Annotated in this window: 22 protein-coding genes; 5 read left to right on the top strand and 17 right to left on the bottom strand. The window is 72.9% G+C overall.

The genetic code is table 11. From position 1 onward, the window contains the following. Positions 1–31: 31 nt before the first annotated feature. Both ACZ5UI_RS19735 and ACZ5UI_RS19730 read left to right on the top strand, forming a co-directional pair. Positions 32–1,429, top strand: a complete 1,398-nt coding sequence (locus ACZ5UI_RS19735; protein WP_464190142.1) for a DUF4389 domain-containing protein — start codon at positions 32–34, stop codon at positions 1,427–1,429. After that, complete coding sequence (locus ACZ5UI_RS19730; protein WP_464190140.1) at positions 1,430–2,647, top strand: M48 family metalloprotease; 1,218 nt, start codon at positions 1,430–1,432, stop codon at positions 2,645–2,647. A 100-nt stretch (positions 2,648–2,747) separates the two neighbouring features. On the opposite strand, the gene groL is transcribed toward ACZ5UI_RS19730, so the two are convergent. Further along, positions 2,748–4,370, bottom strand: coding sequence for a chaperonin GroEL (gene groL / locus ACZ5UI_RS19725; RefSeq protein WP_464190138.1), 1,623 nt, complete (start codon positions 4,368–4,370; stop codon positions 2,748–2,750). A gap of 16 nt (positions 4,371–4,386) precedes the next feature. Then, complete coding sequence (gene groES, locus ACZ5UI_RS19720; protein ID WP_464190136.1) at positions 4,387–4,686, bottom strand: co-chaperone GroES; 300 nt, start codon at positions 4,684–4,686, stop codon at positions 4,387–4,389. Between the two features lie 146 nt (positions 4,687–4,832). Here groES and ACZ5UI_RS19715 point away from each other — a divergent pair, with 146 nt between their 5' ends. Continuing rightward, positions 4,833–5,954: a hypothetical protein gene (locus ACZ5UI_RS19715; protein WP_464190134.1), complete on the top strand. Its 1,122-nt coding sequence runs from the start codon at positions 4,833–4,835 to the stop codon at positions 5,952–5,954. On the opposite strand, the gene ACZ5UI_RS19710 is transcribed toward ACZ5UI_RS19715, so the two are convergent. The 4 genes from ACZ5UI_RS19710 to ACZ5UI_RS19695 all read right to left on the bottom strand — a co-directional run bounded on the left by ACZ5UI_RS19710 (position 5,951) and on the right by ACZ5UI_RS19695 (position 9,294). After that, positions 5,951–7,627 carry a methyl-accepting chemotaxis protein gene (locus tag ACZ5UI_RS19710; protein ID WP_464190132.1) on the bottom strand — a complete coding sequence of 559 codons (1,677 nt, stop codon included), beginning with the start codon at positions 7,625–7,627 and terminating at the stop codon, positions 5,951–5,953. The two genes, ACZ5UI_RS19715 and ACZ5UI_RS19710, sit on opposite strands and share 4 nt — an antisense overlap. A gap of 141 nt (positions 7,628–7,768) precedes the next feature. Then, positions 7,769–8,167, bottom strand: coding sequence for an ASCH domain-containing protein (locus ACZ5UI_RS19705; protein ID WP_464190130.1), 399 nt, complete (start codon positions 8,165–8,167; stop codon positions 7,769–7,771). A 25-nt stretch (positions 8,168–8,192) separates the two neighbouring features. Continuing rightward, the gene (locus ACZ5UI_RS19700) at positions 8,193–8,615 is read right to left on the bottom strand and encodes an NUDIX hydrolase (protein WP_464190128.1); all 423 of its coding nucleotides are present in this window, start codon (positions 8,613–8,615) and stop codon (positions 8,193–8,195) included. Next, positions 8,599–9,294 carry a Crp/Fnr family transcriptional regulator gene (locus tag ACZ5UI_RS19695; RefSeq protein WP_464190126.1) on the bottom strand — a complete coding sequence of 232 codons (696 nt, stop codon included), beginning with the start codon at positions 9,292–9,294 and terminating at the stop codon, positions 8,599–8,601. The genes ACZ5UI_RS19700 and ACZ5UI_RS19695 overlap by 17 nt, the downstream gene beginning before the upstream one ends. A 51-nt stretch (positions 9,295–9,345) precedes the next feature. Here ACZ5UI_RS19695 and ACZ5UI_RS19690 point away from each other — a divergent pair, with 51 nt between their 5' ends. Further along, positions 9,346–9,828, top strand: a complete 483-nt coding sequence (locus ACZ5UI_RS19690) for a hypothetical protein (RefSeq protein WP_464190124.1) — start codon at positions 9,346–9,348, stop codon at positions 9,826–9,828. Positions 9,829–9,836: 8 nt separating this feature from the next. Here ACZ5UI_RS19690 and ACZ5UI_RS19685 read toward each other — a convergent pair whose 3' ends face one another. The 3 genes from ACZ5UI_RS19685 to ACZ5UI_RS19675 form a co-directional block, all read right to left on the bottom strand. Continuing rightward, positions 9,837–10,430 (bottom strand): biotin transporter BioY, encoded by a 594-nt coding sequence (locus ACZ5UI_RS19685; protein ID WP_464190122.1) that lies wholly within the window; start codon positions 10,428–10,430, stop codon positions 9,837–9,839. Positions 10,431–10,527: 97 nt separating this feature from the next. Further along, positions 10,528–11,244, bottom strand: a complete 717-nt coding sequence (locus tag ACZ5UI_RS19680; protein WP_464190120.1) for a glycerophosphodiester phosphodiesterase — start codon at positions 11,242–11,244, stop codon at positions 10,528–10,530. Beyond that, entirely contained in the window at positions 11,241–12,017 is a 777-nt protein-coding gene (locus ACZ5UI_RS19675) for an Fpg/Nei family DNA glycosylase (RefSeq protein ID WP_464190118.1), read from the bottom strand. The genes ACZ5UI_RS19680 and ACZ5UI_RS19675 overlap by 4 nt, the downstream gene beginning before the upstream one ends. A 203-nt stretch (positions 12,018–12,220) precedes the next feature. On the opposite strand from ACZ5UI_RS19675, the gene ACZ5UI_RS19670 reads away from it, so the two are divergent. Continuing rightward, a complete protein-coding gene (locus ACZ5UI_RS19670; protein WP_464190116.1) occupies positions 12,221–13,516 on the top strand; it encodes an acetyl-CoA hydrolase/transferase family protein in 1,296 nt (431 codons plus the stop codon). Here the strand turns inward: ACZ5UI_RS19670 and ACZ5UI_RS19665 are convergent. The 8 genes from ACZ5UI_RS19665 to ACZ5UI_RS19630 form a co-directional block, all read right to left on the bottom strand. Continuing rightward, the gene (locus tag ACZ5UI_RS19665) at positions 13,501–14,052 is read right to left on the bottom strand and encodes a D-alanyl-D-alanine carboxypeptidase family protein (protein ID WP_464190112.1); all 552 of its coding nucleotides are present in this window, start codon (positions 14,050–14,052) and stop codon (positions 13,501–13,503) included. The genes ACZ5UI_RS19670 and ACZ5UI_RS19665 overlap by 16 nt on opposite strands. After that, positions 14,049–14,624 carry a SanA/YdcF family protein gene (locus ACZ5UI_RS19660; RefSeq protein ID WP_464190110.1) on the bottom strand — a complete coding sequence of 192 codons (576 nt, stop codon included), beginning with the start codon at positions 14,622–14,624 and terminating at the stop codon, positions 14,049–14,051. The genes ACZ5UI_RS19665 and ACZ5UI_RS19660 overlap by 4 nt, the downstream gene beginning before the upstream one ends. Further along, positions 14,621–16,354, bottom strand: coding sequence for an ABC transporter ATP-binding protein (locus ACZ5UI_RS19655; RefSeq protein WP_464190108.1), 1,734 nt, complete (start codon positions 16,352–16,354; stop codon positions 14,621–14,623). Before ACZ5UI_RS19655 ends, ACZ5UI_RS19660 begins: the two co-directional genes overlap by 4 nt. Continuing rightward, complete coding sequence (locus ACZ5UI_RS19650) at positions 16,351–18,057, bottom strand: ABC transporter ATP-binding protein (RefSeq protein ID WP_464190106.1); 1,707 nt, start codon at positions 18,055–18,057, stop codon at positions 16,351–16,353. The genes ACZ5UI_RS19655 and ACZ5UI_RS19650 overlap by 4 nt, the downstream gene beginning before the upstream one ends. Further along, complete coding sequence (locus tag ACZ5UI_RS19645) at positions 18,054–19,760, bottom strand: ABC transporter substrate-binding protein (protein ID WP_464190103.1); 1,707 nt, start codon at positions 19,758–19,760, stop codon at positions 18,054–18,056. The genes ACZ5UI_RS19650 and ACZ5UI_RS19645 overlap by 4 nt, the downstream gene beginning before the upstream one ends. 100 nt (positions 19,761–19,860) lie before the next feature. After that, the gene (locus ACZ5UI_RS19640; RefSeq protein WP_464190101.1) at positions 19,861–24,261 is read right to left on the bottom strand and encodes a DEAD/DEAH box helicase; all 4,401 of its coding nucleotides are present in this window, start codon (positions 24,259–24,261) and stop codon (positions 19,861–19,863) included. A 46-nt stretch (positions 24,262–24,307) separates the two neighbouring features. After that, on the bottom strand, positions 24,308–24,886 hold the full coding sequence (locus ACZ5UI_RS19635) for a GAF domain-containing protein (RefSeq protein ID WP_464190099.1): 579 nt from the start codon (positions 24,884–24,886) through the stop codon (positions 24,308–24,310). Continuing rightward, a complete protein-coding gene (locus tag ACZ5UI_RS19630) occupies positions 24,883–25,719 on the bottom strand; it encodes a S8 family serine peptidase (RefSeq protein ID WP_464190096.1) in 837 nt (278 codons plus the stop codon). Before ACZ5UI_RS19630 ends, ACZ5UI_RS19635 begins: the two co-directional genes overlap by 4 nt. Positions 25,720–25,797 lie beyond the last annotated feature (78 nt).

Here is a 25,797-nt window from a genome sequence, read left to right as displayed (position 1 = left end):
AGGTCCTGAAAGGGTACGCAGCGATCGACTCATGAACCCGCCCACGCATCCCATCCAGATCGTCCTGCGCGACACCGACCTGGAGCGCAGTCGTCTGACCACGTTCTTCCGGGTCATCCTGTTCATCCCGCACGCGATCTGGTGGACGATCTGGGGCATCGGCATCGTCGTGGCCCTGCCGGTGCAGTGGGTGTGGGCCCTGATCGTGGGCGGCTCGACGGGCATGCAGGGCTTCTACAGCGCCTACATCCGCTACTCGGTGCAGCTGTACGGCTACCTCTGCCTGGCCGCGAACCCCTGGCCCACCGGGCTGCTGGGCGAGCGCGAGTACCCGGTCGACGTCGTCCTCCCGGAGAAGACGCGCCAGAACCGGTGGACGATCTTCTTCCGCGGGATCCTGTTCCTGCCGCCCTACGTCCTGGCCGGGGCTCTGCTCGGGGGCGGCGGGGGCGGAGGCTCCTACTCAACCTCCAACGACTCGTCGTCCGGGGCCTCCTGGGACTCCGCCGGCAGCGTCGGCGTGGTGCTCCTGGCCGCGATCGGCGCGTGGTTCGTGATCATGGCTCGGGGCCGCACCACCACCGGCCTGCGCGACCTGACCGTGTACGCGATCGGCTACTCCGCGCAGGTCTACGCCTACCTGGTGATGGTCACGGGCGCCTACCCCAACAGCGCTCCGGCGCTCTCGCAGCCCGTGCCGGGTCCCGAGCACCCCGTGCGCGTGACCGTCGAGGACGACCTGCGCCGCAGCCGGTTGACGGTGTTCTTCCGCGGCCTGCTCTTCCTGCCGCATCTGCTCTGGCTGATCCTGTGGTCGATCGTCATGTTCTTCGTGGCGATCATCAACTGGTTCGCGGCCCTGTTCACCGGCCGCTGTCCCGATGCGCTGCAGCGCTTCACGATGGCCTACGTGCGCTACCGCCTGCACATCTACGCCTTCCTCTCGCTGGGCGGCAACCCGTTCCCCGGGTTCGTCGGCGCCGCGGGCAGCTATCCGATCGATCTGCAGGCCGATCCCAGCGCGCGCCAGAACCGCTGGGTCACGTTCTTTCGCGTCTTCCTGGCCATACCGGCCTGGCTGTTGGCCAGCGCGCTGTTCAGCGTGATCCTGATCGCGGCGGTCGGCGCCTGGTTCGTCGGCCTGTTCACCGCGAAGATGCCCGCGGGCTTGCGCGACCTGATCGCGTACGGCCTGCGCTACGACGCGCAGACCAGCGCGTACTACCTGATCGCCACCGACCGCTACCCCTACGCCGGTCCGACGCTGGCCACCGGTCCTGTGCCGGTCGCGGAGTCACCGGCCGCGCCCTCGGGCTGGGACCCAGCGCCCGTGCCGCCGCCCGCTCCGCCGCCGCCCGGTGCCGCGCCCGCGGGCTGGGAGCCGCCCGTCCCCAGCCGGGACTGGCCGACCAACCCGGAGTCCGTCTAGGTGAACCCGAGCCCCGCCGTCCGCCGCGGCCTGTGGATCGCGGCGGCCGTCGCGGTCGTGATCGCGGCGGTGATCGGCGGCCGCGCGCTGTGGGCGACGATCGTCCCGGGTGGCCTGCCGACGCCGGCGGTCGACGTCGACGAGACGTTCGGCGCCGACGCGGTGGACAAGGCAAAGTCGTTCGAGGCGTTCATCCGCGTGATGACGATCCTCGGCATCGTCGTCGAGCTGATCGTGCTGAGCCTGTACGCCTGGCGCGGCGCGCGGTTCGCGCGCGAGTCCGCCGCCGGGCCGATCGGCACGGGCTTCCTGCTCGGCATGCTCGGCTTCGCGATCCTGTGGCTGGTCCAGCTTCCGTTCACGGTCGTCGAGCTCTGGTGGCTGAAGGACCACGACGTGGTGACGATCGGCTACGCCGAGGCGCTGCTGCAGGACTTCCTGTCGCTGGGCGGGACGTTCCTGTCGATCTGCATCGTCCTGCTGGTCGCGATGGGCCTGGCCCGCCTGCTGCGCTCGGCCTGGTGGCTGCCCGCGGCGGCCGCGTTCGTCGGCGTGATGGCGCTGCTGACCTTCAGCGGCACGGCGCTGATCGCCGGCCTGCACAAGCCGCCGGCCTGGGCCCAGAACGAGGTCGACCGGCTGGCCAAGATCGAGGGCGTCAAGCGCCACATCCCGCTGCAGGTGATGGACGTGCGCGAGTTCACCAGCCAGCCCAACGCGTTCGCCACCGGTCTGGGGCCGTCCCAGCGCGTGGTGCTGTTCGACACGCTGGCCGAGGACTTCCCCCGCGACCAGGTGCGCGTCACGCTCGGCCACGAGGTCGGCCACCTGGCCCACCGCCACCTGGGCAAGGGCATCGGCTGGTTCGCGATCACGATCGTCCCGACGGCGCTGATCATCGCGCTGCTCACGCGCCGCCGCGGCGGCATGGGCGAGGCCGCGGCGGTCCCGCTGGCCGTGCTCGTGTTCGTCGTCTGCGGGCTGCTGCTGACGCCGCTGAACTCGGTCACCACCCGCCGCTACGAGGCCGAGGCCGACTGGACCGCGCTGCAGGCGACCAAGGACCCCAAGGCGATGGAGGGGCTGTTCGTGAACTTCACCCGCAAGGGCCTGTCGGACCCCGACCCGCCGGGCTGGTGGCACTTCCTGTTGGACAGCCACCCGTCGGGCAAGGAGCGCGTCGAGATGGCCCGCGCCTGGGCGCAGCTGCACCCGTAGCGCCGGGGCAGGCCAGCGACGGGCACCTCCAGAAACGACGAGGGCCCGGCGCAAGCGCCGGGCCCTCGATACGACTGAGTCAGCGGTAAGCCGAAGCGGCCTACATCATCCCCGACATGTCGGGCATGCCACCGCCGCCGCCGCCATCCTTGTCCGGGATCTCGGCGACGATCGCCTCGGTCGTCAGGATGTTCTTGGCGATCGACGCGGCGTTCTGCAGCGCCGAGCGGGTGACCACGACGGGATCCACGACGCCGGCCTTGACCAGGTCGACGATCTCGCCGGTGGCCGCGTTCAGGCCCTCGTTGCCGGTGGCCTTGCGGACGTCGTTGACGACGACCGAGCCCTCGAGGCCGGCGTTGAAGGAGATCTGACGCAGCGGCTCCTCCAGCGCGCGGACGACGATGCGCGCACCCGTGCGCTGGTCGTCCTCCCACGCGTCGGCCGTGACGGCGTCCGCGGCGCGCAGGAGCGCGACGCCACCGCCGGGCACGATGCCCTCTTCGAGCGCCGCGCGGGCCGCCTGAAGGGCGTCCTCGACACGGTGCTTCTTCTCCTTGACCTCCGTCTCGGTGGCCGCGCCGACCTTGACGACGGCGACGCCACCCGACAGCTTGGCCAGGCGCTCCTGCAGCTTCTCGCGGTCGAAGTCCGAGTCGGTCGACTCGATCTCGCCCTTGATCTGGTTGATGCGGCCCTTGATGGCCTCCACATCGCCCGCGCCGTCGACGATCGTCGTGTTGTCCTTGGCGACGACCACGCGGCGGGCCCGGCCCAGCTGCGAGACCTGCGTGTTCTCGAGCTTCAGCCCGAGGTCCTCGGTGATGACCTCGCCGCCGGTCAGGATGGCGATGTCCTCGAGGATGCGCTTGCGGCGGTCACCGAAGCCCGGCGCCTTGACGGCGACGGAGGTGAAGGTGCCACGCAGCTTGTTCACGACGAGCGTCGCGAGGGCCTCGCCCTCGACGTCCTCGGCGATGATCAGGAGCGGCTTGCCGGCCTGGATGACCTGCTCCAGCACGGGCAGCAGGTCCCGCACGGCGCCGATCTTCGAGTTGGCGATGAGGATGTAGGGATCCTCGAGCACGGCCTCCTGGCGATCCTGGTCGGTGACCAGGTACGGGGAGATGTAGCCCTTGTCGAACTGCATGCCCTCGGTGAACTCGAGATCGAGGCCGAACGTCTGGCCCTCCTCGACGTTCACGACGCCGTCCTTGCCGACCTTCTCGATGGCGTCGGCGATGACGTCGCCGATCTCCTCGTCGCCGGCGGAGATGGTCGCCACGCGGGCGATCTGCTCCTTGCCGTTGACCTCGGTGGCCATGTTCTTGATGTAGTCGACGACCTGGTCGACGGCCTTCTCGATGCCGCGCTTGAGCTCAAGCGGGTTGGCACCAGCAGCGACGTTCTTCAGGCCCTCGCGAACGATGGCCTGGGCCAGCACGGTCGCGGTCGTCGTGCCGTCGCCGGCCACGTCGTTGGTCGCCGTGGCGACCTCGCGGACGAGCTGCGCGCCCTGGTTCTGGAAGACGTCCTCGACCTCGATCTCACGAGCGATGGTCACGCCGTCGTTCGTGATGGTGGGGGCGCCGAACTTCTTGTCGAGGACGACGTAGCGGCCCTTGGGGCCGAGCGTCACCTTGACGGCGTTGGCGACGGCGTCCACGCCAGCCTGCAGGGCGTTGCGCGCGTCGACGTCGTACTTCAGTTCCTTGTGTGCCATGTGTCTCTCAAATCTCCTAAGACTCGACCTTGGCGAGGACGTCGGACTCGCGCAGGACCAGCAGGTCCTCGCCGTCGACCTTGATCTCGGTGCCGCCGTACTTGGAGTACAGGACCTCGTCGCCAACGGCGACGTCGAGCGGGATGCGCTTCTCGCCGTCCTCGTCGTACTTGCCGTCGCCGACAGCCAGGACCTTGCCCTTCTGGGGCTTCTCCTTGGCGGTGTCGGGGAGCACGAGACCGCTAGCGGTCGTCTGCTCCTCGTCGATCGCCTGGACGATCAGGCGATCGCCCAGCGGCTTGAGCTTCAAGCTCATTCTCGGTTACCTCCGGTGCGGGTGGGACCAGTTGGCACTCGACCATTCAGAGTGCCAAACACGTCGTCGATGCTAGCAGTCTTGGCACTCTCGCCTCAAGAGTGCCAAACGACTTGTTCACGACCTCCGCGTTAGGCTCGCGCGCCATGCAGGTCCGCCTCTTGCGACATCCCACCCGCGACGTCGACTTCATCTCGCTGCTGGAGACGTTCCTGGTCGCCGGCGTGACCACCGTCCTGGTCATCCGCACGCAGCTGTGGGCCACCAACTACCCGCAGCTCGGCGGCGGCGGACTGCACATCGCGCACCTGCTGTACGGCGGCATCTTCATGGTGATCGCGATCGGCCTGCTGCTGATCTACCTCAACCGCGGGGTGCGCCGGCCGGCGGCGATCATCGGCGGCGTCGGGTTCGGGTTCTTCATCGACGAGCTCGGCAAGTTCATCACCTCCGACAACAACTACTTCTTCCAGCCCGCCGCGGCGCTCATCTACCTGGTCTTCGTCGGGCTCTACCTGATCATCCGGGCGCTGGACAAGCGCCGGGGGCTGACGCAGATGGAGTACGTCGTCAACGCGCTGGACCTGGTCTCCGAGGCGGCCCGCCACGACCTCGACCAGCGCGAGAAGGACCGGGCGCTGCGGCTGCTGGACAAGGCCGATCCCGCCGATCCGCTGGTCGCGCCGGTGCGCGAGCTGCTGGTCCGCCTGGACGCGATCCCCAGCAAGCCCCCGGCCTGGCCCGCCCGCCAGGCCAAGCGGGCGCGCGACCTGTACCTGACGTTCTCCCGCAAGCCCGCGTTCGACCCGATCGTGATCGGCGTGCTCGTCTTCTGGGGCGCGACGAGCCTGTTCTTCACCTTCGAGCTCGTGCTGTCGATCGGCCTGCACCTGGGCGGCGCGGCGAAGGGCTCGGTCAGCGACGACATCGGCGACCTCTCGACGATCAACTGGCTGAGCCTCGGCTCGTCGACGCTGTCGGGGATCCTCGTGCTGATCGGCGTGGTCGCGCTGCGTCAGGGCAAGCGGGCCACGGCGTTCGAGTGGTTCGAGCGCGCGCTGCTGGTGTCGATCTTCCTGACGCGCTCGTTCGCGTTCGTCGAGTCGCAGTTCGGCGCGGTGTTCGGCCTGGCGGTCGATCTCGTGCTGCTGGTCAGCGTGGAGCTGGCGCAGCGCAGCGAGCGCGTGACAGCAGCCGAAGAGCTGGAACCGGCGCCGTTGGTCCCCACCACGGCGCCGGCCCAACCCGTTCAGTCAGGCGGCGCCTAGGCCGCCGACAGCTGGAAGCGGCCGACGAGCGACTCGAGCTCGTTGGCCGTGCGCGCCAGCTCCTGCGCCGACGCGGCGATCTGCTGCGCCGAGGCGCTGGTCTGCTGCGTGGAGGCGGAGACCTCCTCGGTGGAGGCCGACGACTGCTCGGCCACCGCGGCGACCTCGGACGTCGAGGTGGCGATCGCCTCGATGCGGCAGGCGACGTCGCTGACGGCCTCGCCGATCTCGTCGAACGCGACCCGCGCCTGGGCGACGATCTCGGCGCCCTCGTCGGAGCGACGCGCGCCCTCCTCGACGACCCGCACGGCGGTCGCGGTCTCGGTCTGGATCTGCTCGATGAGCCCCGCGATCGAGCCGGCGGCGTCCTGGGACTCCTCGGCCAGCTTGCGGACCTCCTCGGCGACCACGGCGAAGCCGCGGCCCTGCTCGCCGGCGCGGGCGGCCTCGATGGCCGCGTTGAGCGCCAGCAGGTTGGTCTGCTCGGCGATGCCGCCGATCGTCTCGGCGATGCCCGACACCTCGTCGGACTTCGCGGCCAGCGCACGGATCGCCTCGCTGGCCTCGATCGTGGCGTCGCGGACGGCGCCCATCGCGGCGGTGGCCTGATCGGAGGCGCCGACGCCGTCGACGACGAGCTCGCGAGCCCGCTCGGCGGCGGTCGTGGTCGCCTCGGCGGCGACGCGGGCGTCCTCGACCATGCGCACCTGGCGCTCGGCGCCTTCGGCCATGTCGGTCACGGCGTGGGCGATCTCGCCGACCGCGCGGCCGGCCTCCGACGACGTCTCGGCGACCTCGCCGCTGGACGTGCCGATCGTGCCGGCGACGGTCGAGACCTCCCCGATCATCTCGCCCAGCGCACCGCGCGTGGCGTTGTAGGCCTCGACGGAGCCGACGGTGGCCTCGCGGATGCCGTTGACGGCGATCGCGGCGTCACCGAGCTCGTCGCGGGTGATGCGCTCGATCAGCGGGGTGACCGGCGTGACGGTGATGGTCAGGTCGCCCTCGGCCATGTGCTCCAGGCCGTTGCGCAGGCCGCCGACGCAGTGGGTGCGCAGGCTGTCCAGGCGCGACCGCAGGTCGGCCACCGAGCGGCGGATGGAGCGGGTCAGCAGGAAGGCCAGGACCGCGCCGATCACCAGCGCGCCGATCAGCAGGGCGAGCACCAGGGCCCGTGAGCTGGTGTAGGTCGACCGGGCGTCGGTGTCCATCGCGGCGGCGACGGCCTGCTTGGACGCGTCGAGCTTGTCGAAGGCGGCGTTGACCGCGTTCCCGGCCGGCGTGACCTTGGCCACGCTGTAGGCGTAGGCCGCGTCGCGCTCGCCGGTGGTCGACAGCGCCAGCAGACGCTCGCGCAGCGGGTTGTAGCGCGCGATGTTGGCGGTCAGGTTGGCGAACTCGGCCTTGCCGGTCGCGGTCATCAGCGTCGGGCGGACCTTGGCCAGCTGCGCGTCGATGCTCTTGGAGTTGGCGGCGATCGTCGACTGCAGCTCGCGCATCGTCTGCGCGTCGCCGTCGAGCAGATGCTTGAAGGCCAGCGCCCGGTTCAGGTTGAAGGTGGCGCGGGCGTCGGACAGCGCGGCCATCGGCTGCACGCTGTTGACGTAGGTCTTGTGGCCGTTGTCGGCCACCTTGCCGAGCGCGACGACGGCCAACGTCACGATGATCGCCATGAAGGCGAGCAAGATGGCGCTGAGGCCGCCGAGCTTGAGCCCCAGGGGGACCCGACGACGGTGAGAAGTGGAGGAGCTCATGATCGGAGTGTTCGGCGCATGCACGATGCGCTGAATGCTCCGATCGGTGGATTCGAACGGCTAGTTCTGTGCCCCGCCGATACCCAACCGGCGGTCGGTGAACTCGGTCGGCGAGTCGACGATCTGGGAGAAGCGCACGACCGTCACGACGTCGTCCATCGACACCTCGCGCCCGTAGATCTGCTCGAGGAAGTGGATCATCTCCTCGTGGCGGCGGAACTCGGGGTTGTCGTGCTCGATGTCGCGCGGCGACAGCTCGCGCACGCGCTTGACCTCGACCTGATCGATGACCGCCTCGAAGATGCGCTCACGCGGCGAGTACTGGTAGCCGATGGTGACCAGAACCAGCTGGTTCTTGCGGTACTTGTGGGACTTGTCGCCGAGCCGGATGGTGGCCGTCTTGCGACCACGCTTGAGCTGGTCGGCGAAGATCCGGGAGTAGAAGTTCAGTACCTGCACAGGCGGGGCGGGACTCTACCCGGTTTCAGCGCCGAACTCGGTCCAGGGCGCGCTGGACCATCTCCTTCTCGCCCCGGTAGGTCAGCTGCTGCAGCGCCTCGTCCAGCGGCACCCACCGCGCCTCCTCGACCTCGGCGTCGTGATCGGCCACGTCGCCCGAGCGGTAGTCGAACAGGTAGAAGCTGACGACCTTGGCGATCCGCTGGCCGTCGCGCTGGTACCAGTAGCGCACGTCACCGAGCTTCTCGACGAGATCGGCGTCGACGCCGGCCTCCTCGCGCACCTCGCGCGCGGCGGCCTCGGGCGCGGTCTCCCCGGGGTCCACGTGCCCCTTGGGCAGCGCCACCACGGCGCGACCGTTGGCGGCCCGCCGCGTGGGGACGATGACGATCGTCTCGTCGCCGCGGATGACCACGCCGCCGGCCGAGAACTCAGTAGACGTAGCCACGCAGGGCGCCGGGATCGTTGACGACGATGCGGCCGCGCCCCTGGGTGATGACCCCGGCGCGCTCGAGCACAGCCAGGAAGCGGCTGGCCGACTCGCGCGACGAGCCCGCCAGCTGGGCGATGTCGGCCTGGGTGACGGTGACGAGCACGTCGCGCTCGCCCGCGCCCTCCTTGCGGGCGCTGTCGACCAGGTCGGTCAGGACGGTGGCCACGCGGCTCTGCACGGTCTGGAAGGACTGGCGGGCCAGACGCTCGTTGGCCTCGCGCAGCCGGCGCCCCAGCGCGACGACGAGCTTGACCGCCATCTGGCCGTGCTGGTCGAGCAGGCGGCGGAAGTCGGGGCCCAGGATGGCGATCGTGCTCAGCGGGTCGAGCGCCTCGATCGTGGCCGAGCGGCTCTCGTCGTCGAAGATCGCCAGCTCGCCGAAGATGTCGCCCGGGCCGAAGTGGGCCAGCGTGATCGTGCGGCCGTCGCCGTGCTCGCGGATCGCCCGCGCGTGGCCGGCGGAGACGACGTAGCACGTGTCGCTGGTGTCGCCTTCGCGGAACACCACCTCGCCCGCGGCGAAGCTGCGCGGAACGGCCAGCTGCGCGATGCGCTGCAGGTCGGGCTCCGCCAGGGTCTCGAACACGCCGACGCCTCGCAGTAGCGCGACGGCCTCCTCCGTGGTCGCTCCCATCACCGCAGGGAGCATAAGGGGCGCGGACCGAGCGACGCTATGGTGGCCGCGATGGCCCGCCTGGGACTTGCGCTCGTTCTGTTGGCCCTCCTCCTGCCGAGCACCGCGGGTGCCGCGACGCCGGACGTGTGGGCGACGGTCAACGTCTGCGACACCGCCGACCACCCCAACGCGGTCGGCGTGCGCGCCTCGATGCCCGGGGCCCAGCGCAAGGCCGTCAAGCTCTTCATGCGCGTCCGGGTCCAGTGGAAGGACCCGACCGACGGGCTGTGGCACAACCTCATCGACCAGGGTGACTCCGGCTTCTTCTCGGTCGGCCGGCCCAAGCCGGGCGCGCGTCGCCAGGGCGGCTTCCTGTTCCGCTTCGAGGCGCCCGACGGCACGGTGCTGCGCCTGCGCGGGCGCGTGGACTTCGAGTGGCGGATCGGCCGGCGCGTGGTCCGCTCGGACCGCGCGCTCACCGAGGCCGGCCACCGCAGCGGCGCCGGGAGCGACCCGAAGGGCTACTCCGCGGCGACCTGCCTGCTGCGGTAGGACCTGCGCTACTTCTTGCCGTCGGCCTTGCGCACCAGGTGCCAGGCCGAGGGAACCGCGATGGCGGCGACGGCGGCCTTGATCAGCCCGCCGACGATGAAGATCGTGAAGCCGTCGTGGATGGCCGTCGACCAGTCCATGTCGGCCGAGACCTTCAGCCAGGGCACGCCGATCCCGAAGACGATCAGCTGGCCGACGCAGAAGGTGGCGAAGGCGGTGAGGATCTTGCGGTCGCCGCCGCGCTCGGCCAGGTAGCCGATCGCGTAGGTGGCGACGATGAAGCCGATCAGGTAGCCGCCGGTGGCGCCCCAGATGATCTCGGGGCCGGAGTTGCCGTCGGCGTACACGGGCAGGAAGAGGCCCATCACGACGTACAGGGCCATCGCGAGAACACCGCGGTTGGCGCCCAGCGCGGCACCGCAGACCACGACGCCGAGCGTCTGGCCGGTGATCGGCACGGGGGACGGTGGGACGTGGATCGAGATCTGCGCCATCAGCACCATGAAGAGGGCGCCGCCGAGCACCAGCAGGACGTCGCGGACGCGCGTTCCCGGCAGGGTGTCGGCCAGCACCATCCGGCGCGGCGCGGCATATGTGGTCAAGACTGCTCCTTTCGGCAGGGCCAGGCCGGTATTGGTAGCGGCTTGCGCGCCGCAGTGTCGTGCAGTTCGACGCGCACCGCGCCGTTGTCGACCCGTGCTACCCCGCGAACAGGCGCGGATCGTTGGAGATCACGGCGTCGACGCCGAGCGCCTCCATGCGGGCGATCGTGGCCGCATCGTCGACCGTCCACACGTACAGCTCGCCGCCCGCCGCCTGGATGTGGTGCACCAGCGCGGGGGTGACCAGACGCCAGTTGGCCATCAGCGCGTCGACGCGGCCGTCGCGGATCGCCTTGGCCGCGTAGCGCGGCAGGGCGGCGCGGTAGCTCAGCCCCCAGGCCAGTGCCGCCGGGCGCTTCCACCAGGTGGCCATCGGGTCGCTGCGCAGGCGCGGGACCGACCAGCCCAGGCGCAGCGCCGGCTCGGTGGCCCGCAGCAGGTCCAGCGACGGGACCTCCATCGTCGAGACGAGCACGCGGTCGACGAGGTCGTGCTCGCGCAGCGCGTCGAGCACGCGCAGCTCGTAGCCCTGGAGCTTGAGGTCCACATCGAACTCCAGGCCGCCGAACGCGGCGCCGGACAGGTGCGCCAGGCCCTCGGCCAGGGTCGGCGCGGTCCCGGCACGCAGCGCGGAGTAGTCGTGGGCCAGATACAGCTCGCCGGTGCCGTCCAGCTGCTCGGAGAGCACGTCGAACTCGACCATGTCGACGCCGGCGGCCAGCGCCGCGTCGAACGACGCGGGCGTGTTCCCGGGCGCGATCAGGTCGGCGCCCTTGTGGCCGACGCGCCGCGGACGCGCGGGCGGGACGCTCACGTCTGGCATCCGGGACACCAGAACGTCGTGCGGTTGTCGTCGCCCATGCCGCGCCGCAGGATCGTCGTGCCGCAGCGCGGGCAGGGCCGGCCGGCCTGCTTGTAGACGACCCGCCAGCGGTCCTGCATCCCGTCCAGGGCCGACTGCTGCATGCGCGGGCGCGTCTGGTGGACGATGGCCAGCGCCTCGGCGTCGGTCACCTGGCCGGTCGGGCGCCACGGGTCGATCGCCGCGGCGTGGCAGCCCTCGGCCTTCCACAGGTTCCCGATGCCCGCGATCGTGCGCTGATCCAGCAGCGCGTCGCCGATCGGTCGGGTCGGGTCGTCGGCCCGCAGGCGCCGCAGGAAGGCGTCCTCGTCGAGCTCGGGGGCCAGGATGTCGGGCCCGAGCGCGGAGATGTCCAGGCGGGCGCGGGCCCGGGCCGCGGTCAACAGCTCCAGCACCGGCCCGTCGAACTGCACGACCACGCCGCCGCGGGCGCGCGCCACCAGCCAGGCGCGCCGCGGCGAGCGCCGCCAGCGCTGGCCCTCGCGGTAGGTGCCCCAGCCGCCGGTCATGCGCAGGTGCGAGTGGATCACCAGGTCGTCCTCGAAGCGCAGGAACAGGTGCTTGCCGTAGGCGTCGACGCTGGTCACCGCGCGGCCCGCCAGACGCTGCGGCCAGCGGTCGGCCCCGAAGCGCGGATGGGGCGTGGTCAGCTCGTCGGGAACCGCGCCCTCCAGCAGCGGCCGGATGCGGTTGGCCGCGTAGTGGATCGTGTCTCCCTCGGGCATGGCTCGCTGACCAGGGTATGGACGCTCGTTGGATCTTCACCGGATCTTGAGCAACCGCTGAGGTTGGCCCGGAATGGTGTCTCCACGACCGGATGCCTCCCCAGGCGACGGGCCTCCCCCTCGTGGGTCGCGGGCAGCAAGAGCCGCGACGCCATGCACGGGCTCGGCGCGTCTGGGGAGGGGCGACGGATAGCGTTGCGACCGTGACCGTCGCCTCTCTGCTCGCCGCGCGCCGGGCCAGCGCCGACCGCGTGCTCGACCACATCCCGCCGGGGGCCGACGTGATCGTCGGCGCCGGCAACGCCGAGCCGCGGACCGTCGTCGACGCGATCGAAGCCGCCGCCGACCGTCTGCAGGGCGTGCGCGCCCACCAGATGCTGCCGCTGCGCCCGCGGCCCTGCTTCGGCGTCGGCGGTCCCGGCCTGCGTCACGTCTCCTGGTTCCTGACGCCGGCCGACCGCGACGCCTTCCACACCGGCGCCTGCGACCTGGTGCCCAACAACTTCAGCGAGGTGCCGCGCCTGCTGCGCACCACCACGAAGTGCTCGCTGGTCGTCGTCTCGGTCGCCCCGCCCGACCGCCACGGCTACTTCTCCCTCGGGCTGCAGGCCGACTACAGCGCCGCGCTGATCGGCCACGCGCCGTTCTTCGTCGAGGTCAACCCGCAGATGCCGCGTACGTTCGGCGAGAACCAGATCCACGTCAGCCAGATCGTCGGCTGGTGCGAGGCCGACTACGCGCCCACCGAGCTGCCCCAGCGCACGGGCGACGCGCTGGACGCGCGCATCGCCGAGCTGGTGGCCGAGCGGATCCCCGACGGCGCGACGCTGCAGGCCGGCATCGGCGCGGTGCCCAGCCTCGTGCTCAGCCGCCTGCACGACCACCGCGACCTCGGCGTGCACACCGAGATCCTGGCCGACGGCTTCGTCGATCTCGTCGAGTCCGGCGCCGTGACCGGCACGCGCAAGCGCACGCACCGCAACACGATCGTCACCACCGGCACGCACGGGTCGCCGCGGCTGTGGGACTTCGTGGCCGACAACGGCGGCGTCGAGTTCTGGCCGGTCGACGTGACCAACGACTCGCGGCTGATCGGCCAGGAGGACGACATGGTGGCCATCAACGCGACGCTCGAGGTCGACTTCCTCGGCCAGTGCGCGTCGGAGTCCCTGGGCAGCCACTACTGGTCCTCGACCGGCGGCCAGCTCGACTTCGGGCGCGGAGCGATGTACGCCGAGCGCGGCCAGGCCTTCATCGTGCTGCGCTCCACGGCCGGCGCCGACGGCGAGATCTCCCGCATCGTCCCGCAGCTGCAGCCCGGCGCGGCGGTCACGACCCTGAAGAACGTCGTCGACAAGGTGGTCACCGAGCACGGCGTGGCCGAGCTGCGCGGGACGCCGATCGCCGAGCGCACGCGCCGCCTGATCGCCATCGCCGACCCGCGCCATCGCGACGAGCTCACCCGCCGCGCGCGCGAGCTGGGCTACGTGACCGCGTAGCGCCAGTGCCAGGGCTCGGCGTCGTAGGTCTGGACGAAGCCGAAGGCGCCCGCGTGGTCGGTCAGCCAGCGGTACTCGTCCGTCGCGGCGAAGGCGCCGGGCGGCCCGCCGTTGATCGCCGGGGTGGTCAGGTCGACGGCGTGGTGCGTCGGATGGCAGTGCTCGCTGCGCGCCGGCGTCTCCGTGCGAGCCGGATCGTCGAGCCACAGGATGAGCAGCGCCTGGTAGGCCGGCGAGCGGTATCCGGACGCGGCGACGGGCGCTCGGCCGAGGTCGGCGCGCATCGCCGTGCCCAGCCGGCGCCAGGCGGCGTGGGTGGGTCGGGCGAACCACGACGGACGCACGGGCGCCAGCCCGTCCTCGGCCTGCGCGCCGGGCGGGGCCGGGCTGTCGACGCCGTCCAGCAGCGCGTCGACCAGCGCCAGCGTGGCCGGCGGCAGCCAGGGCGTCAGCTGACCGCGCGTGAGCAGCGGGAGAGTCCGCTCGATCGCCGTGGGCGTGCGCTGCAGCAGCGCGAGGGTCGCGGGAGCGCTCATCGCAGCCGTCCGCTGAGCACCTGCCCGGCCGCCTTCGCCCGGGCCAGCCACTCGCGCCGGCGCAGCCGCCGGCAGGCGCCACCGCAGGGCGCGTAGGCGACCGCGTCGACCCCCAGCGCCGCGGCCAGGAACAGCGCGCGCGGAACATGCCAGGTCTGGCCGATGAGCACGATCTCGCGCACCCCGCGGCGGGCCGCCCAGCGGACCGTGGCCAGCGTGTCCACGCCGGCGTCGTCGCCGACGATCGCCGCGGCGGGCACCCCGAGCGCGACGAGCGCGTCGGTCAGCTCGCGCACCTCCGGCGGTCCGCCGCTGACCACCACGGTGCGCACGCGCCCGCGGTGGAAGGCGTCGGCGGCGGCCTGCGTGCGGGCGACGAAGTGCCGGTTCTCGCGGCCGGTGCGGGTCAGGCGCGAGGTCCCCGGGACCAGCCCGTGCTCGCGCGCCGGCACGCCATCGACGCCGGCGTGCACTCGCCCGCGTGTGGTGGCCAGCACCCAGGCGTTGGTGGCCAGCAGCGCCACCGCGGGCGCCGCGACGACCGCCCCGCCGGCCGTGATCCACCGCCTCACGCGGACCGCTCCCCAGCGCGCTCGAGCGCCGCGTACCGGCCACCGGCGGCGCGCAGCGCGGCCGGCGTCCCCTCCTCGACCACGTGGCCCGCGTCGAGCACGACGATGCGGTCCGCGCTGCGGATCGTGGTCAGGCGGTGGGCGATGACCAGCGCGCTGCGCCCCGCGCGCAGGCGCTCCAGGCCGCGCTGCACACGTGCCTCGGTGGCCACGTCGATCGACGCGGTCGCCTCGTCGAGGACCAGCAGCGCGGGGTCGACGAGCATCGCCCGGGTCAGCGCGACGAGCTGGCGCTGGCCGCCGGACAGGCGCTCGCCGCGTTCGCCGACCTCGGTGTCCAGGCCCTGGGGCAGGCGCTCGAGCACGTCCAGCGCGCCGACGCCGTCGGCCGCCGCGCGCAGCTCGTCGCGGGTCGCCTCGGGCTTGGCCCAGACCAGGTTGTCGGCCACCGTGCCCGCGAACAGGAACGGCTCCTGAGTGACGTAGGCGATCTCGCTGCGGACCGCGCGCCAGTCGAGCTCGCGCACGTCGACACCGCCGACGCGCAGCGTCCCGCGGTTGGGCAGGTTGAAGCCGACGACAAGCTTGACGAAGGTGCTCTTGCCGCAGCCGGACGGGCCGATCAGCGCGACGGTCTCGCCCGGATCGATGCGCAGCGACAGGTCGCGCAGGATCCAGTTCTCGTCGCCGTAGGCGAACCACAGGCCGTCGGCCTGGACCGCGCCGGGGTGCGTCGACGGGCGGCGCTGGGCGCCCTCGACGAGCGCCGGGTCGGCCTCCTCGCCCAGCAGCTGGGCGATCTCGCTCAGGCCGGCGCCCGCCTGCTGGGCCGAGCCGACGAGCGACCCCAGCTGGGTCAGCGGCCCGAGCGCCTGGGCCACGTAGGCCGTGAAGGCCACCACGGTGCCGATCTCGACCCCGCCGGCGATCGCCTCGCGCCCGCCGTTCCGCAGGACGATGGCCACGGCCAGCGACGCGACGAGCTGGGTCGAGGGCAGGAAGATGCGCGTCAGGCCCGCGGCCACGTCGTGTGAGGCGCGGTTGTCGTCGTTGAGCTGCTCGAAGCGCGCGCGGTGGCGCTCCTCCTGCGCGAACGTGCGGACGATCGCCCGCGCCGCCATCGTCTCGGTCGCGTACGCGGTCAGCCCGGTCAGCGTGCCGCCCGCCCGGCGCCAGGCCACCGCGGCGGCCCGCGAGAACAGCGTCGTCAGCAGCGCGACCAGCGGGAACGCGAAGAAGGTGACCAGGGCCAGGCGCCAGTCCTGGACGAGCATCGCGATGACCGTGCCGGCGACGATCAGCACCGCGGACAGCAGCTGGTTGAGGCCGCCGGCGACGAGCTGCTGCAGCGACTGCACGTCGTTGGTCACGCGCGAGGTCAGGCGACCGGTGCTGGCGCCGTCGTGGTAGCTGATCGGCAGGCGCTGGGCGTGGTCGATCAGCCGCACCCGGAGGCCGGCGAGCACGCGCTGGCCGGTCGCGGCGATCAGGTAGGACTCGGCCAGCCCGGCCACCCAGGCGACGACGAGCAGCACGCCGATGATCGCGGCGAGCAGGCGCAGCTGCGCCGTGTCGCCGGCCACCACGACGGTGTTGATCACCCGGCCGGCCAGGTAGGGCAGCGCCAGCGTGCTGGCCGCGGCGACGACGGTGGCGACGCACGCGCCGGTGACCGCCAGGCGGTGCGGCGCCAGCAGCTCGCGCAGCAGCGCAGGTCCGGTGGGCGTCACGACGCCAGCCCCACGAGGTCGCGGTAGCGCTCGCTGCGATCCACCAGCTCGTCGTGCGTTCCCCGCTCGACGATGCGCCCGCCGTCGAGCACCACGATCTCGTCGGCCAGCCGCAGCACGGACGGCCGGTAGGCGACCACCAGGCGCGTGGGCGCGTCATCGCCCTCGGCCCCGAGGCTTTCGACCACGGCCTCCTCGGTCAGCGCGTCGAGGTTCCCGGTGGCGTTGTCGAGCACGAGCAAGCGGGGCGCCGACAGCAGCGCGCGGGCGATCGCGATGCGCTGGCGCTGTCCGCCCGACAGCCCGATGCCCCGCTCGCCCACCACGGTGTCGTAGCCGTCGGGCAGCGCGCTGACGAACGCGTGCGCGGCGGCCCGCCGGGCCGCCTGCTCGATCGCCTCGTGGGGCGCGTCGGGCTGCGCGTAGGCGATGTTCTCCGCGATCGTCCCGGCGAACAGGAAGTTGTCGTCCGCGGCGACCGCGATCGCGCCGCGCAGCGTGGCCAGCGATAGCGCGTCGACCGGGGCGTCGCCGACCCGCACCGCCCCGGAGTCGGCCTCGACGAGCCGGTTGACCAGCCACAGCAGCGTCGACTTCCCCGAGCCGGTCCCGCCGACGATGGCCACCGTCGCGCCGGGTGCGACGGACAGGTCCGCGCCGTCGACGATCACCGTGTCGTCATCGCCGGTGACCCGGGCCGCCGCCACCTCGATGCCCAGCGGCCCCGCCGGCAGCGGCGTGTCGCCCCCGGTCTGGTGGGGTGCCCGCAGCAGGTCGTCGACCCGGCTGGCGGAGGCGACCGCGTCCTGGGCGCGGCCGAGCAGCGTGCCGGTCGACTGGATCGAGGGCACCAGCACCACGAGGTAGGTGTAGAAGACGGCGAAGTCGACGACGGAGAGGTCGCCGGCGATGGCCATCGCGCCGCCCACGACGACGACGATCGCTTGGCCCAGCAGCGGCAGGACCCGTACGGTCGGACCGAGCAGCGCATCGAGACGGGCCACGCGCAAGGCCGCGTCCAGCGCCTGGTCGGCGGCGGCGCGCACCCGCGCGTCCTGCGCCTCCTCGCGGCCGAACGCGCGCACGGTCGTGACGCCGTCCAGCGTCTCCTGCGCCAACCCGGCCAGGCGCGCCTGACGCGTGCGTTGCTCGCGCAGCGCCGGGCGCACCACCCGGCCGTACCGCCAGACCGCGAACACCGCGACCGGGACCGGCGATAGCGCCAGCACCGCCAGCAGGGGATTGAGCACGAGCATCACCGTGGCGGCGAAGACGATCGTCGCGATGCCCTGCAGCAGGTTGGCCGAGCCGAGCCCGACGAACGTCGACAGCGGCATCAGCTCCGTGGTCAGGTAGCCGACCAGCTCGCCGACGGGGCGGCGGCCGAGCACGCCCGGCGCGACCGCCTGCAGGTGGGCGAACACCCGGTCGCGCAGGTCGCGCTCGATGCGCAGGGCCAGGCGTCCGGCCAGCCAGCCCTGCAGCGACGACAGCACCGCCGACGCACCACCGGTCAGCAGCACGAGCACGGCCGAGCGCACGACGGCGTCCTCGCGGCCGGCCTGCATCTCGTCGATGGCCTGCCCGACGATCAGCGGGGTGACCACGAGCAGCGCGACCGAGGCGAGCGTCACCAATGCGACCAGCGCGACGCTCCAGCGGCGCTGGGCCAGCAGGGCGGGGACGGTGACCGGCGCGTTCATCCGCGCGACAGGTAGGGCAGCGCCCAACTGCCGGTTCCGGGGTCGATGTAGGCCCGCACGTCGGCCGAGCGGACGTTGAGGTCGGTGGACCACTCGATCGGCACCCCGGGGGCCAGCGCGGCCAGGTCGCGGTCGATCTCACCCCAGGCGGCCGCGCGGTCGCCGGCGCCCTGCAGCCGCGCTGCGTCGGCCATCCGCCGGTCGAGCGCGGGATCGTCCAGGTGCGACAGGTTGGTCGCGCCCGCGTCGGCGCCGAACAGCGGCTCGAGCATCGCCTGCGGATCGCGCAGCTCGGGCACCCATGAGAAGAAGCACGACGGCCCGTCGACGCCGCCGGCTCGGCAGCGGTCCAGGTAGTCGGCCGGAGCGATCTCCTCGATGCGGGCGCGTAGGCCGACGGCGCGCAGGCGCGCGACGAACCGGGCGACCGTGCCGTCCGCGGCCGCCAGCCCGGGGACGCCGATGCGGATGGTGCCCTCGACGGGGCCGGCTTGGCGCAGCAGCGCGCGCGCCGTGGCCACGCTGCCGTGCGGGTCGGCCAGCCAGGGCAGCGGCGCGCCGCGCGTGCCGCCGGCCTGCTCGAAGCCGGGGAGGCCCGGCGGGATCCAGTGCGTCGCCACCTGGTCGTCGATCACGCCGCCGAAGCCCTGGCTCAGCGCGCGCCGATCGGCGGCGGCCACGACCGCGCGCCGGACGGCGACGTCGTCCAGCGGACGGGCCTGCACGTTGAGGGCCAGGAACGTCGTCGAGCCCGCCTGGCCGGCCACGAGCTGGTCGCCGCGGCCGGGCGGGACCTGGTCGGCGGATCCGGGGATCACGTCGGCCGCGATCCGTCCCTGGCCCTGGAACGTCTCGTCGAGCACCGACGCCGCGTCGCCGGCGCGCAGCCGCAGGACGAAGCGGTCGACGAACGCCGGGCGGTCGTCGGTGTCGGCGTCCCAGTTGGGGTTGCGCACGAGCTGGAGCCGGTCGGCCACGGGATCGAGCAGACGGCCGTCGGGCGCCGCCGCCAGCCGGTAGGGACCGCTGGCCACCTGGTGCTCTGCGTAGGTCGAGCGCGGGCGATCGTCGAACGGCTGGGCGTACTCGCGCGGGACCGGCGCGGCGACCTCCAGCGTCATCGCCTCGGCGACCACGCGCCCCGCGGGCTTGGTCAGCTGGACGACGAGCGTGTGGTCGTCGGGCGTCTGCAGCCCGGAGGCGACGACCGCCTCGCCCCGGCGCACCGCATCGACGCCCTCGACGGCGGCGAACCAGCGCCGCGCGACCTCGCCGTCGACGCTGGGGCGGAAGGCCCGCGAGATCGCGTAGGCGATGTCGGCCGAGGTGATGGGGCGGTTGACCGGCGGGGCGAAGCGCACGTCCGAGCGCAGCTGGATGGTCACACGCCGCCCGCCGTCGGTGATCTGGGGCACGCCCTCGGCCAGATCGGGCACCGGCGCCAGCGGCCGATCGGGGCGCCACGTGTACGGCGTGCGCAGCGTCGCCCGGGTGACGATCGTCGTCTCGACGGCCTGGACGCGCGCGGGATCGAGATCGGTCAGCCCGACGCGCGAGTAGAGCACTTCGATCGTGCCGCCGGGCGTGCCCTCGACGGTGATCGCGCGGGACAGGATGGTGCCGCTAAGCGCGAGGATCGTGATGGTGACGAGCGCGATCGTGGCCGCCGAGAGCGCGACGATCACCCAAGGTGGTCGCCTCACCGACGGCCCGCGCCGACGGTGGGACGGGACACGGCGCGACCCTAACCGAGACAGTCAGGTGCTTGAGCCGGAACCCGGTTCGTTGGCCGAATGTCCGATGTCAGGCGCTGAGCGTGAGCTTGCGCGGCCCGGCCCGGAAACCGAGCTCGATGAGCAGCGCCTCGACGTCGGAGCCGACCACCGGCTCGCCGTCGACCTTCTCCAGCGACAGCTTGGTGCCGCGACCGGCGCGGCCCTCGCGCACGAAGTCGGCCAGCGTCTCCAGCGCGGGGCGCAGGCGGGGATCCGCGCGGTCGACGAGCAGCTGCAGGCCGCGCCCGCCCTTCTCGACGAACACCACCGGCTCGGCGCCGGCCAGCACGACGTAGGCGCCGCGCACGCGCCGGGCCCGCGGGCTGGTCTCGCCGTCCTTCTTGGGCCAGGAGAGCGCCGCGCCGTAGGGCTGCGCGGGATCGGTGGCGGCCAGCACGACCGCCGGGACCTCGTCGAGGTCGCGTTGCGCGCGCAGCCGCTCGACCGCGCCCGGCAGCGCGAACTGCGCCCCGCCCAGGCCCTCGATGAAGTAGCCGCGGCGGCACACGCCGAGCGTCTCCAGCGACGACAGCGCGTCGTACAGGCTGGAGAAGCCGCCGGGGATCGACTCGGCCAGCACCTGCTCGCGGGTGACGATGCCGTAGCGCTCCAGCAGCAGCTCGGCCACCGTGCGCCGCTTCTGCCCGGGCTCCGGCTCGGTGCGGAAGATCGACGAGGTCAGCGACCAGCGGCCCTGCACGGTCGGCGTGGCCCCGCGCCGGCGCGAGCCGAAGCGGCGAGCCTGCGCCCGGGTGGGCGCCGCGGCCCGCTGCGCGCGGGCCAGGGTCAGCCGCGGTGCGCGCAGCGGCGCGAACGCGTCGTTGGTCACCTGCCCGGCCCACACCAGGTCCCACAGCGCCTCCTGCACCTGCTCGGGCGTCAGCGGCAGCTCGGCCAGCAGGTCGGTGAAGAAGCAGGGCGCGCGGGCGATGCGCTCGCGCACCGCCTCGTGCTCGGGATCGGCCGCAACGACCACGTCCTGGGCGCCCGGGGGCAGCCCGATCGCCTCGGCGTCCTCGCGGAAGTACAGCGCGACCTTGCCGGTCGAGCGGCCGAGCGAGCCGGCCCCCACCCACACGACCTCGCCCGACGCGCACAGCTGGTCCAGCCACACGGCCGAGTACGCGCCCGTCCGGCGGGGCAGCACGTCGCGCTCCCACACGTCGGCGGGCAGGGCCAGGCCCTGCAGCGGCACCAGCACCTCGCGCAGGCGGTCGATCCCCGCGCCGGCCGCCGGATGGCGGTCGACGCCCTGCCAGGAGGGCAGGAACGCCGCGAACGCGCGCTGGTCGGTCGGCTCGATCTCGCTGCGCAGCACGGCCAGCGAGGCGCGCCGCAGCCGGCGCAGGACCTCGGGGTCGCACCACTCGCGCGACGTGCCGCCGGGGCGCAGCTCGCCCTGCACCAGCTCGTTCTCGCGCTCCAGCTCGGCCAGCGCCGGCGTCGGATCGACGCGGTAGCGCTCGCGCAGCTCGCCGGTGGTGAACGGACCGTGGGTGCGGGAGTAGCGGGCGATCAGCTTGCGCAGCGCGCCGTCGACGTCGCCGGTGAACGCCTCGGGCAGCCCGCCGGGCGGCACGACGCCGAGCGCGTCGCGGTACAGGCCCGCGTCGTCGGCGGCGATCCAGCGCTCCTCGCCGCCGACGCGCACCCGCACCGCGCGACGCTCGCCGGCCAGCGCTTCGAGCATCGCCGCCGCGTCCAGCTCGGGCAGCACGCGGGCGCGCGCCTCGTCCAGCGTCAGGTCGCCCACGCGGCGCAGCACGTCGGCCAACGCGTCGCGCGAGGTGGCCTGCGTGCGCGTCGAGCGATGCTGCAGGTCGGCCTCGACCGAGGCCAGCGCGTCGGCGTCGATCAGGTCGCGCAGCTCCTCCTGGCCCAGCAGCTCGCGCAGCAGGTCGCGGTCCAGCGACAGGGCGGCGGCGCGCCGCTCGGCGTTGGGCGTGTCGCCCTCGTACATGTACGTCGCGACGTAGTCGAACAGCAGCGACGAGGCGTACGGCGACGCGGTCGGCGTCTCCACCTCGACCAGCGACAGCTCGCGCCGGTGCAGCGCGCCCAGCAGCTCCTGCAGGCCGGGCAGGTCGAGCACGTCGCGCAGGCACTCGCGGTAGGTCTCCAGGATGATCGGGAAGTCGGCGTAGCGCTTGGCCACCTCCAGCAGCGACTGGGACTTCAGGCGCTGCTGCCAGAGCGGGGTGCGCTTGCCGGGATAGGCACGGGGGATCAGCAGCGCGCGGCCGGCGTTCTCGCGGAAGCGCGCGCCGAACAGGGCCGACGCGCCCAGCTCGCCCACCACCAGGTCCTCGATCTCGTCGGGCTCGACCAGCACGAGCTCGGCCCCGGGCGGCTCGTCGGCGTCGGGCAGGTGGACGATGATCCCGTCGTCGGACCAGATCGCGTCGGACTCCAGCCCGTAGACATCGCGGATGCGCGCGCTCAGCGCCAGCGCCCAGGCCGCGTGCACCCGCCCGCCGTAGGGCGTCAGCACGCACAGGCGCCAGTCGCCGATCTCGTCGCGGAAGCGCTCGATCACCACGGTGCGATCCGAGGGGATCACCCGCGTGGCGGCCTGCTGCTCGCGCAGGTAGTCGAGCAGGTTGCGCGCGGCCAGCGCGTCCAGGTCGTAGTCGCGCTCGAGCACCTCGACGGGCTGGTCGACGGCCCAGCGCGCGAACGCGCCGATGGCCAGCCCGAGCTCCTTGGGCCGCCCGACGCTGTCGCCCCGCCAGAACGGCACGGCGCCGGGGACGCCGGGCGCGGGGGTGACGATCACGCGATCGCGGCCGATCTCCTCGATCCGCCAGGACGACGCGCCGAGCAGGAAGGTCTGGCCCGGGCGCGCCTCGTAGACCATCTCCTCGTCGAGCTCGCCCACGCGGCGGCCGTCGGGCAGCGTCACCGCGAACAGGCCGCGGTCGGGAATCGTGCCCGCGTTGGTGATGGCCAGCGCGCGGGCGCCCTTGCGGGCCCGGATCGTGCCGCCCACGCGGTCCCACACGATGCGCGGGCGCAGCTCGCCGAACTCGGCCGACGGATAGCGGCCGTCGAGCATGTCCAGCACGTTCTCCAGCAGCGCCCGGGGCAGCTCGCCGTAGGAGTACGTGCCGGTGACCAGCGCGTGCAGCTCGTCGACGGCGATCGGATCCTCCTCCTCGCGGGAGGCGGTGATGGCCACGATCTGCTGGGCCAGCACGTCGAGCGCGTTGCGCGGCACCACGGTCGGCTCGATCTTGCCCTCGCGCATCTGGCGCACGACCACCGTGCACTCGAGCAGGTCGGAGCGGAACTTCGGGAAGATGCGGCCCTTGGACGTGTCGCCCACGTTGTGGCCGGCGCGGCCGATGCGCTGCAGCCCGGAGGCGACGGACTTGGGTGACTCGACCTGCAGCACGAGGTCGACGGCGCCCATGTCGATGCCCAGCTCCAGCGAGGACGTGGCCACCAGGCAGGGCAGCTCCCCGGCCTTGAGCAGCTCCTCGACGACCGTGCGCTCCTCACGGGCCAGCGAGCCGTGGTGGGCGCGGGCGATGTCGTCGTCGGCCAGCTCGTTCAACCGCAGCGCCAGGCGCTCGGCGCCGCGGCGGTTGTTGACGAAGACGATCGTCGAGCGGTGCTCGCGCACCAGCTCGAGGATCTGCGGGTAGATCGCCGGCCAGATCGACTTGCGCGTGGCCTCCGTGCCGCCCAGCAGCGGGTCCAGCTCGGCCGCGCCGGGCGTGGCGTCGGGCTCGACCATCGACTCGACCGGCACCTGGATCTTGATGTCGAGCGGCTTGCGCACCCCGGCGTCGATCACCCGGCAGGTGCGGCGCGGGCCGACCATGAAGCGGCCGACCTCCTCGAGCGGGTTCTGCGTGGCCGACAGGCCGATGCGCTGCACGTCGTGGCGCGAGTTGGCGTCCAGGCGCTCGAGCGTCAGCGCCAGGTGCGCGCCGCGCTTGGTCGACGCGACCGCGTGGATCTCGTCGATGATCACGGCCTCGACGGAGGTGAGCATGTCGCGGGCCTGGGAGGTCAGGATCAGGTACAGCGACTCGGGCGTCGTGATCAGGATGTCCGGCGGCGTGCGGCGCATCGCGGCCCGGTCGCGCTGCGGCGTGTCGCCGGTGCGGATGCCCACGCGCGTGTCGCCGCCGATGCCCCGCAAGGGGGCCCGCAGGTTGCGCTCGACGTCGTAGGACAGCGCCTTCAGCGGCGACACGTAGACCAGACGGGTGGCGCCGTCACCGGGCTCGCGCGAGAGCTTGTCCAGCGCCCACAGGAACGCGGCCAGCGTCTTGCCCGAGCCGGTCGGCGCGCTCAGCAGCACGTGCTCGCCGGAGGCGATCGCCGGCCAGGCCTGCTCCTGCGCGGCGGTGGGCGCCGCGAAGGCCGAGGTGAACCACTCGCGGACGCGGGGAGAGAAGGATTTCAGCGCGTCGTCCACCGTCCACACAGGGTACGGGCGCAATCAGGTCAGGGATCGACCGCTTTCAGGCGTCGAGCAGGCGGTGCAGGCCGTCGAGCAGGTGCGTCGCGGCCGCGCGCCGAGCCGGGTCGGCGGTGCGCAGCGCCCGGCTCAGCGGGGCGAGCTCGTCCTCCTCGTCGGACTGCGCCCGGCGGGCCTCCTCGACGGCGGCCAGCGCGTGCGCGGCCAGGCGGGCCAGGCGGCCCAGCACCTCCATGTCGGCCAGGCCGACGGCGCCCGCCGCACCCCGATCGAGCACGTTGATGACGCCGTGGGCGTGCTCGTCGTGCAGCAGCGGGAACACGGTGAGCCGCGTGGGGACGTACCCGGTCGACTCGGCCACGTCGCGGGCGAAGCGCGGATCGTGGACCACGTCCTCGATGGCGATCGGCTCCTCGGAGGCCAGCACCCAGCCCGCGATGCCCGTGCGCGACGGGATCCGGCGGCCGACCAGCGTGTCGGCGCCCTCGCCGGCCACCGCCTCGAACACGAGCTCGTCGGCCGCAACGTCGAAGCGCATGATCGAGCACGCCTTGGCGCCGAAGGTCGCCCGCCCCAGCTCGACGATCGACTGCAGCAGCGCGCGCTGCTGCGCGGGGTTCATCGCGCCACCTCGACGACGTTGCTGGCCGCCGCGCGCAACGCCGCCTTCAGCTCCAGCGGCGTCATCGACGGGTGCTTGGCGCGCACCAGCGCGGCCAGGCCGGCGATGTGCGGGGCGGCGAACGAGTTGCCGCTGGCCCGGATCGTCGCGCCGTCGCGCCAGGCCAGCTCGATGTCCACGCCGGGCGCGGCGAACTCGACCGGCGGGGCGGGGTTGACGTAGTACTCCCACGGGTCGGTGCCCGCGTGGCTGCCCACCGACGCGACCGCGGCGAAGCGCCACGGGAACGACGCCACCGGCATGTTGTGGGCGGAGGCGACCAGCAGGCTGCCCTGGAAGTAGGCCAGGTCGGCGAGCTCGTGCAGCTCGGGCACGAAGCGGCTCTTCGTCGTCGACAGGCTGAGGTTGATCACGTCGAAGCCCTCCTCGATGGCCCAGCGCAGCCCGCGCAGCAGCACCGGGCCGCCGCCGGTCAGCTCGGCGCCGAGCACGCGCACCGAGTGGATCTCGCAGCCGGGGGCCAGCGCGCGCACGACGCCCGCGCAGGCCGTGCCGTGGCCGTACAGGTCGCCCGCCCGGTCGTCGGCGATGGCCAGAGTGCCGTCGCCCGCATCGACCACCGCGACCGCGCCCTGGATCGGGCCGACCGCCGGATGGCTGGCGTCCACGCCGCTGTCGACCAGGCAGACGCGCACGCCGGCGCCCGTCGAGCCGCCCCAGGCCCAGGCCCGCGCGTCGTCCAGCGGCCAGGCCGAGCGGACCGGGTCGGCGATGGCCGCATCGCGGTCGATCGACCAGGCCGGTAGCGCCGGTGCGTCGGTGCCCTCGGGCATCGGCCGAGACTACTTGCGGACGAATTTCCCGCCGCCGGGAAGAAAACCGCCGGCACCCGCGTCTCCCAGGTGTATGTG

The sequence above is a fragment of the Conexibacter sp. JCM 18997 genome, from assembly GCF_055391915.1.
The sequence above is the reverse complement of the archived record's forward strand: the minus strand, read 5'-3'. Positions and strand labels throughout refer to the sequence as shown.

Excerpts from the sequence above, each read along its gene's own strand:
- ACZ5UI_RS19735 (WP_464190142.1), top strand. The coding sequence starts at position 32 with ATGAACCCGCCCACGCATCCCATCCAGATCGTCCTGCGCGACACCGAC.
- groL (WP_464190138.1), bottom strand. The coding sequence starts at position 4,370 with ATGGCACACAAGGAACTGAAGTACGACGTCGACGCGCGCAACGCCCTG.
- groES (WP_464190136.1), bottom strand. The coding sequence starts at position 4,686 with ATGAGCTTGAAGCTCAAGCCGCTGGGCGATCGCCTGATCGTCCAGGCG.
- ACZ5UI_RS19715 (WP_464190134.1), top strand. The coding sequence starts at position 4,833 with ATGCAGGTCCGCCTCTTGCGACATCCCACCCGCGACGTCGACTTCATC.
- ACZ5UI_RS19710 (WP_464190132.1), bottom strand. The coding sequence starts at position 7,627 with ATGGCGATCATCGTGACGTTGGCCGTCGTCGCGCTCGGCAAGGTGGCC.
- ACZ5UI_RS19695 (WP_464190126.1), bottom strand. The coding sequence starts at position 9,294 with ATGGGAGCGACCACGGAGGAGGCCGTCGCGCTACTGCGAGGCGTCGGC.
- ACZ5UI_RS19690 (WP_464190124.1), top strand. The coding sequence starts at position 9,346 with ATGGCCCGCCTGGGACTTGCGCTCGTTCTGTTGGCCCTCCTCCTGCCG.
- ACZ5UI_RS19675 (WP_464190118.1), bottom strand. The coding sequence starts at position 12,017 with ATGCCCGAGGGAGACACGATCCACTACGCGGCCAACCGCATCCGGCCG.
- ACZ5UI_RS19665 (WP_464190112.1), bottom strand. The coding sequence starts at position 14,052 with ATGAGCGCTCCCGCGACCCTCGCGCTGCTGCAGCGCACGCCCACGGCG.
- ACZ5UI_RS19650 (WP_464190106.1), bottom strand. The coding sequence starts at position 18,057 with ATGAACGCGCCGGTCACCGTCCCCGCCCTGCTGGCCCAGCGCCGCTGG.
- ACZ5UI_RS19635 (WP_464190099.1), bottom strand. The coding sequence starts at position 24,886 with ATGAACCCCGCGCAGCAGCGCGCGCTGCTGCAGTCGATCGTCGAGCTG.
- ACZ5UI_RS19630 (WP_464190096.1), bottom strand. The coding sequence starts at position 25,719 with ATGCCCGAGGGCACCGACGCACCGGCGCTACCGGCCTGGTCGATCGAC.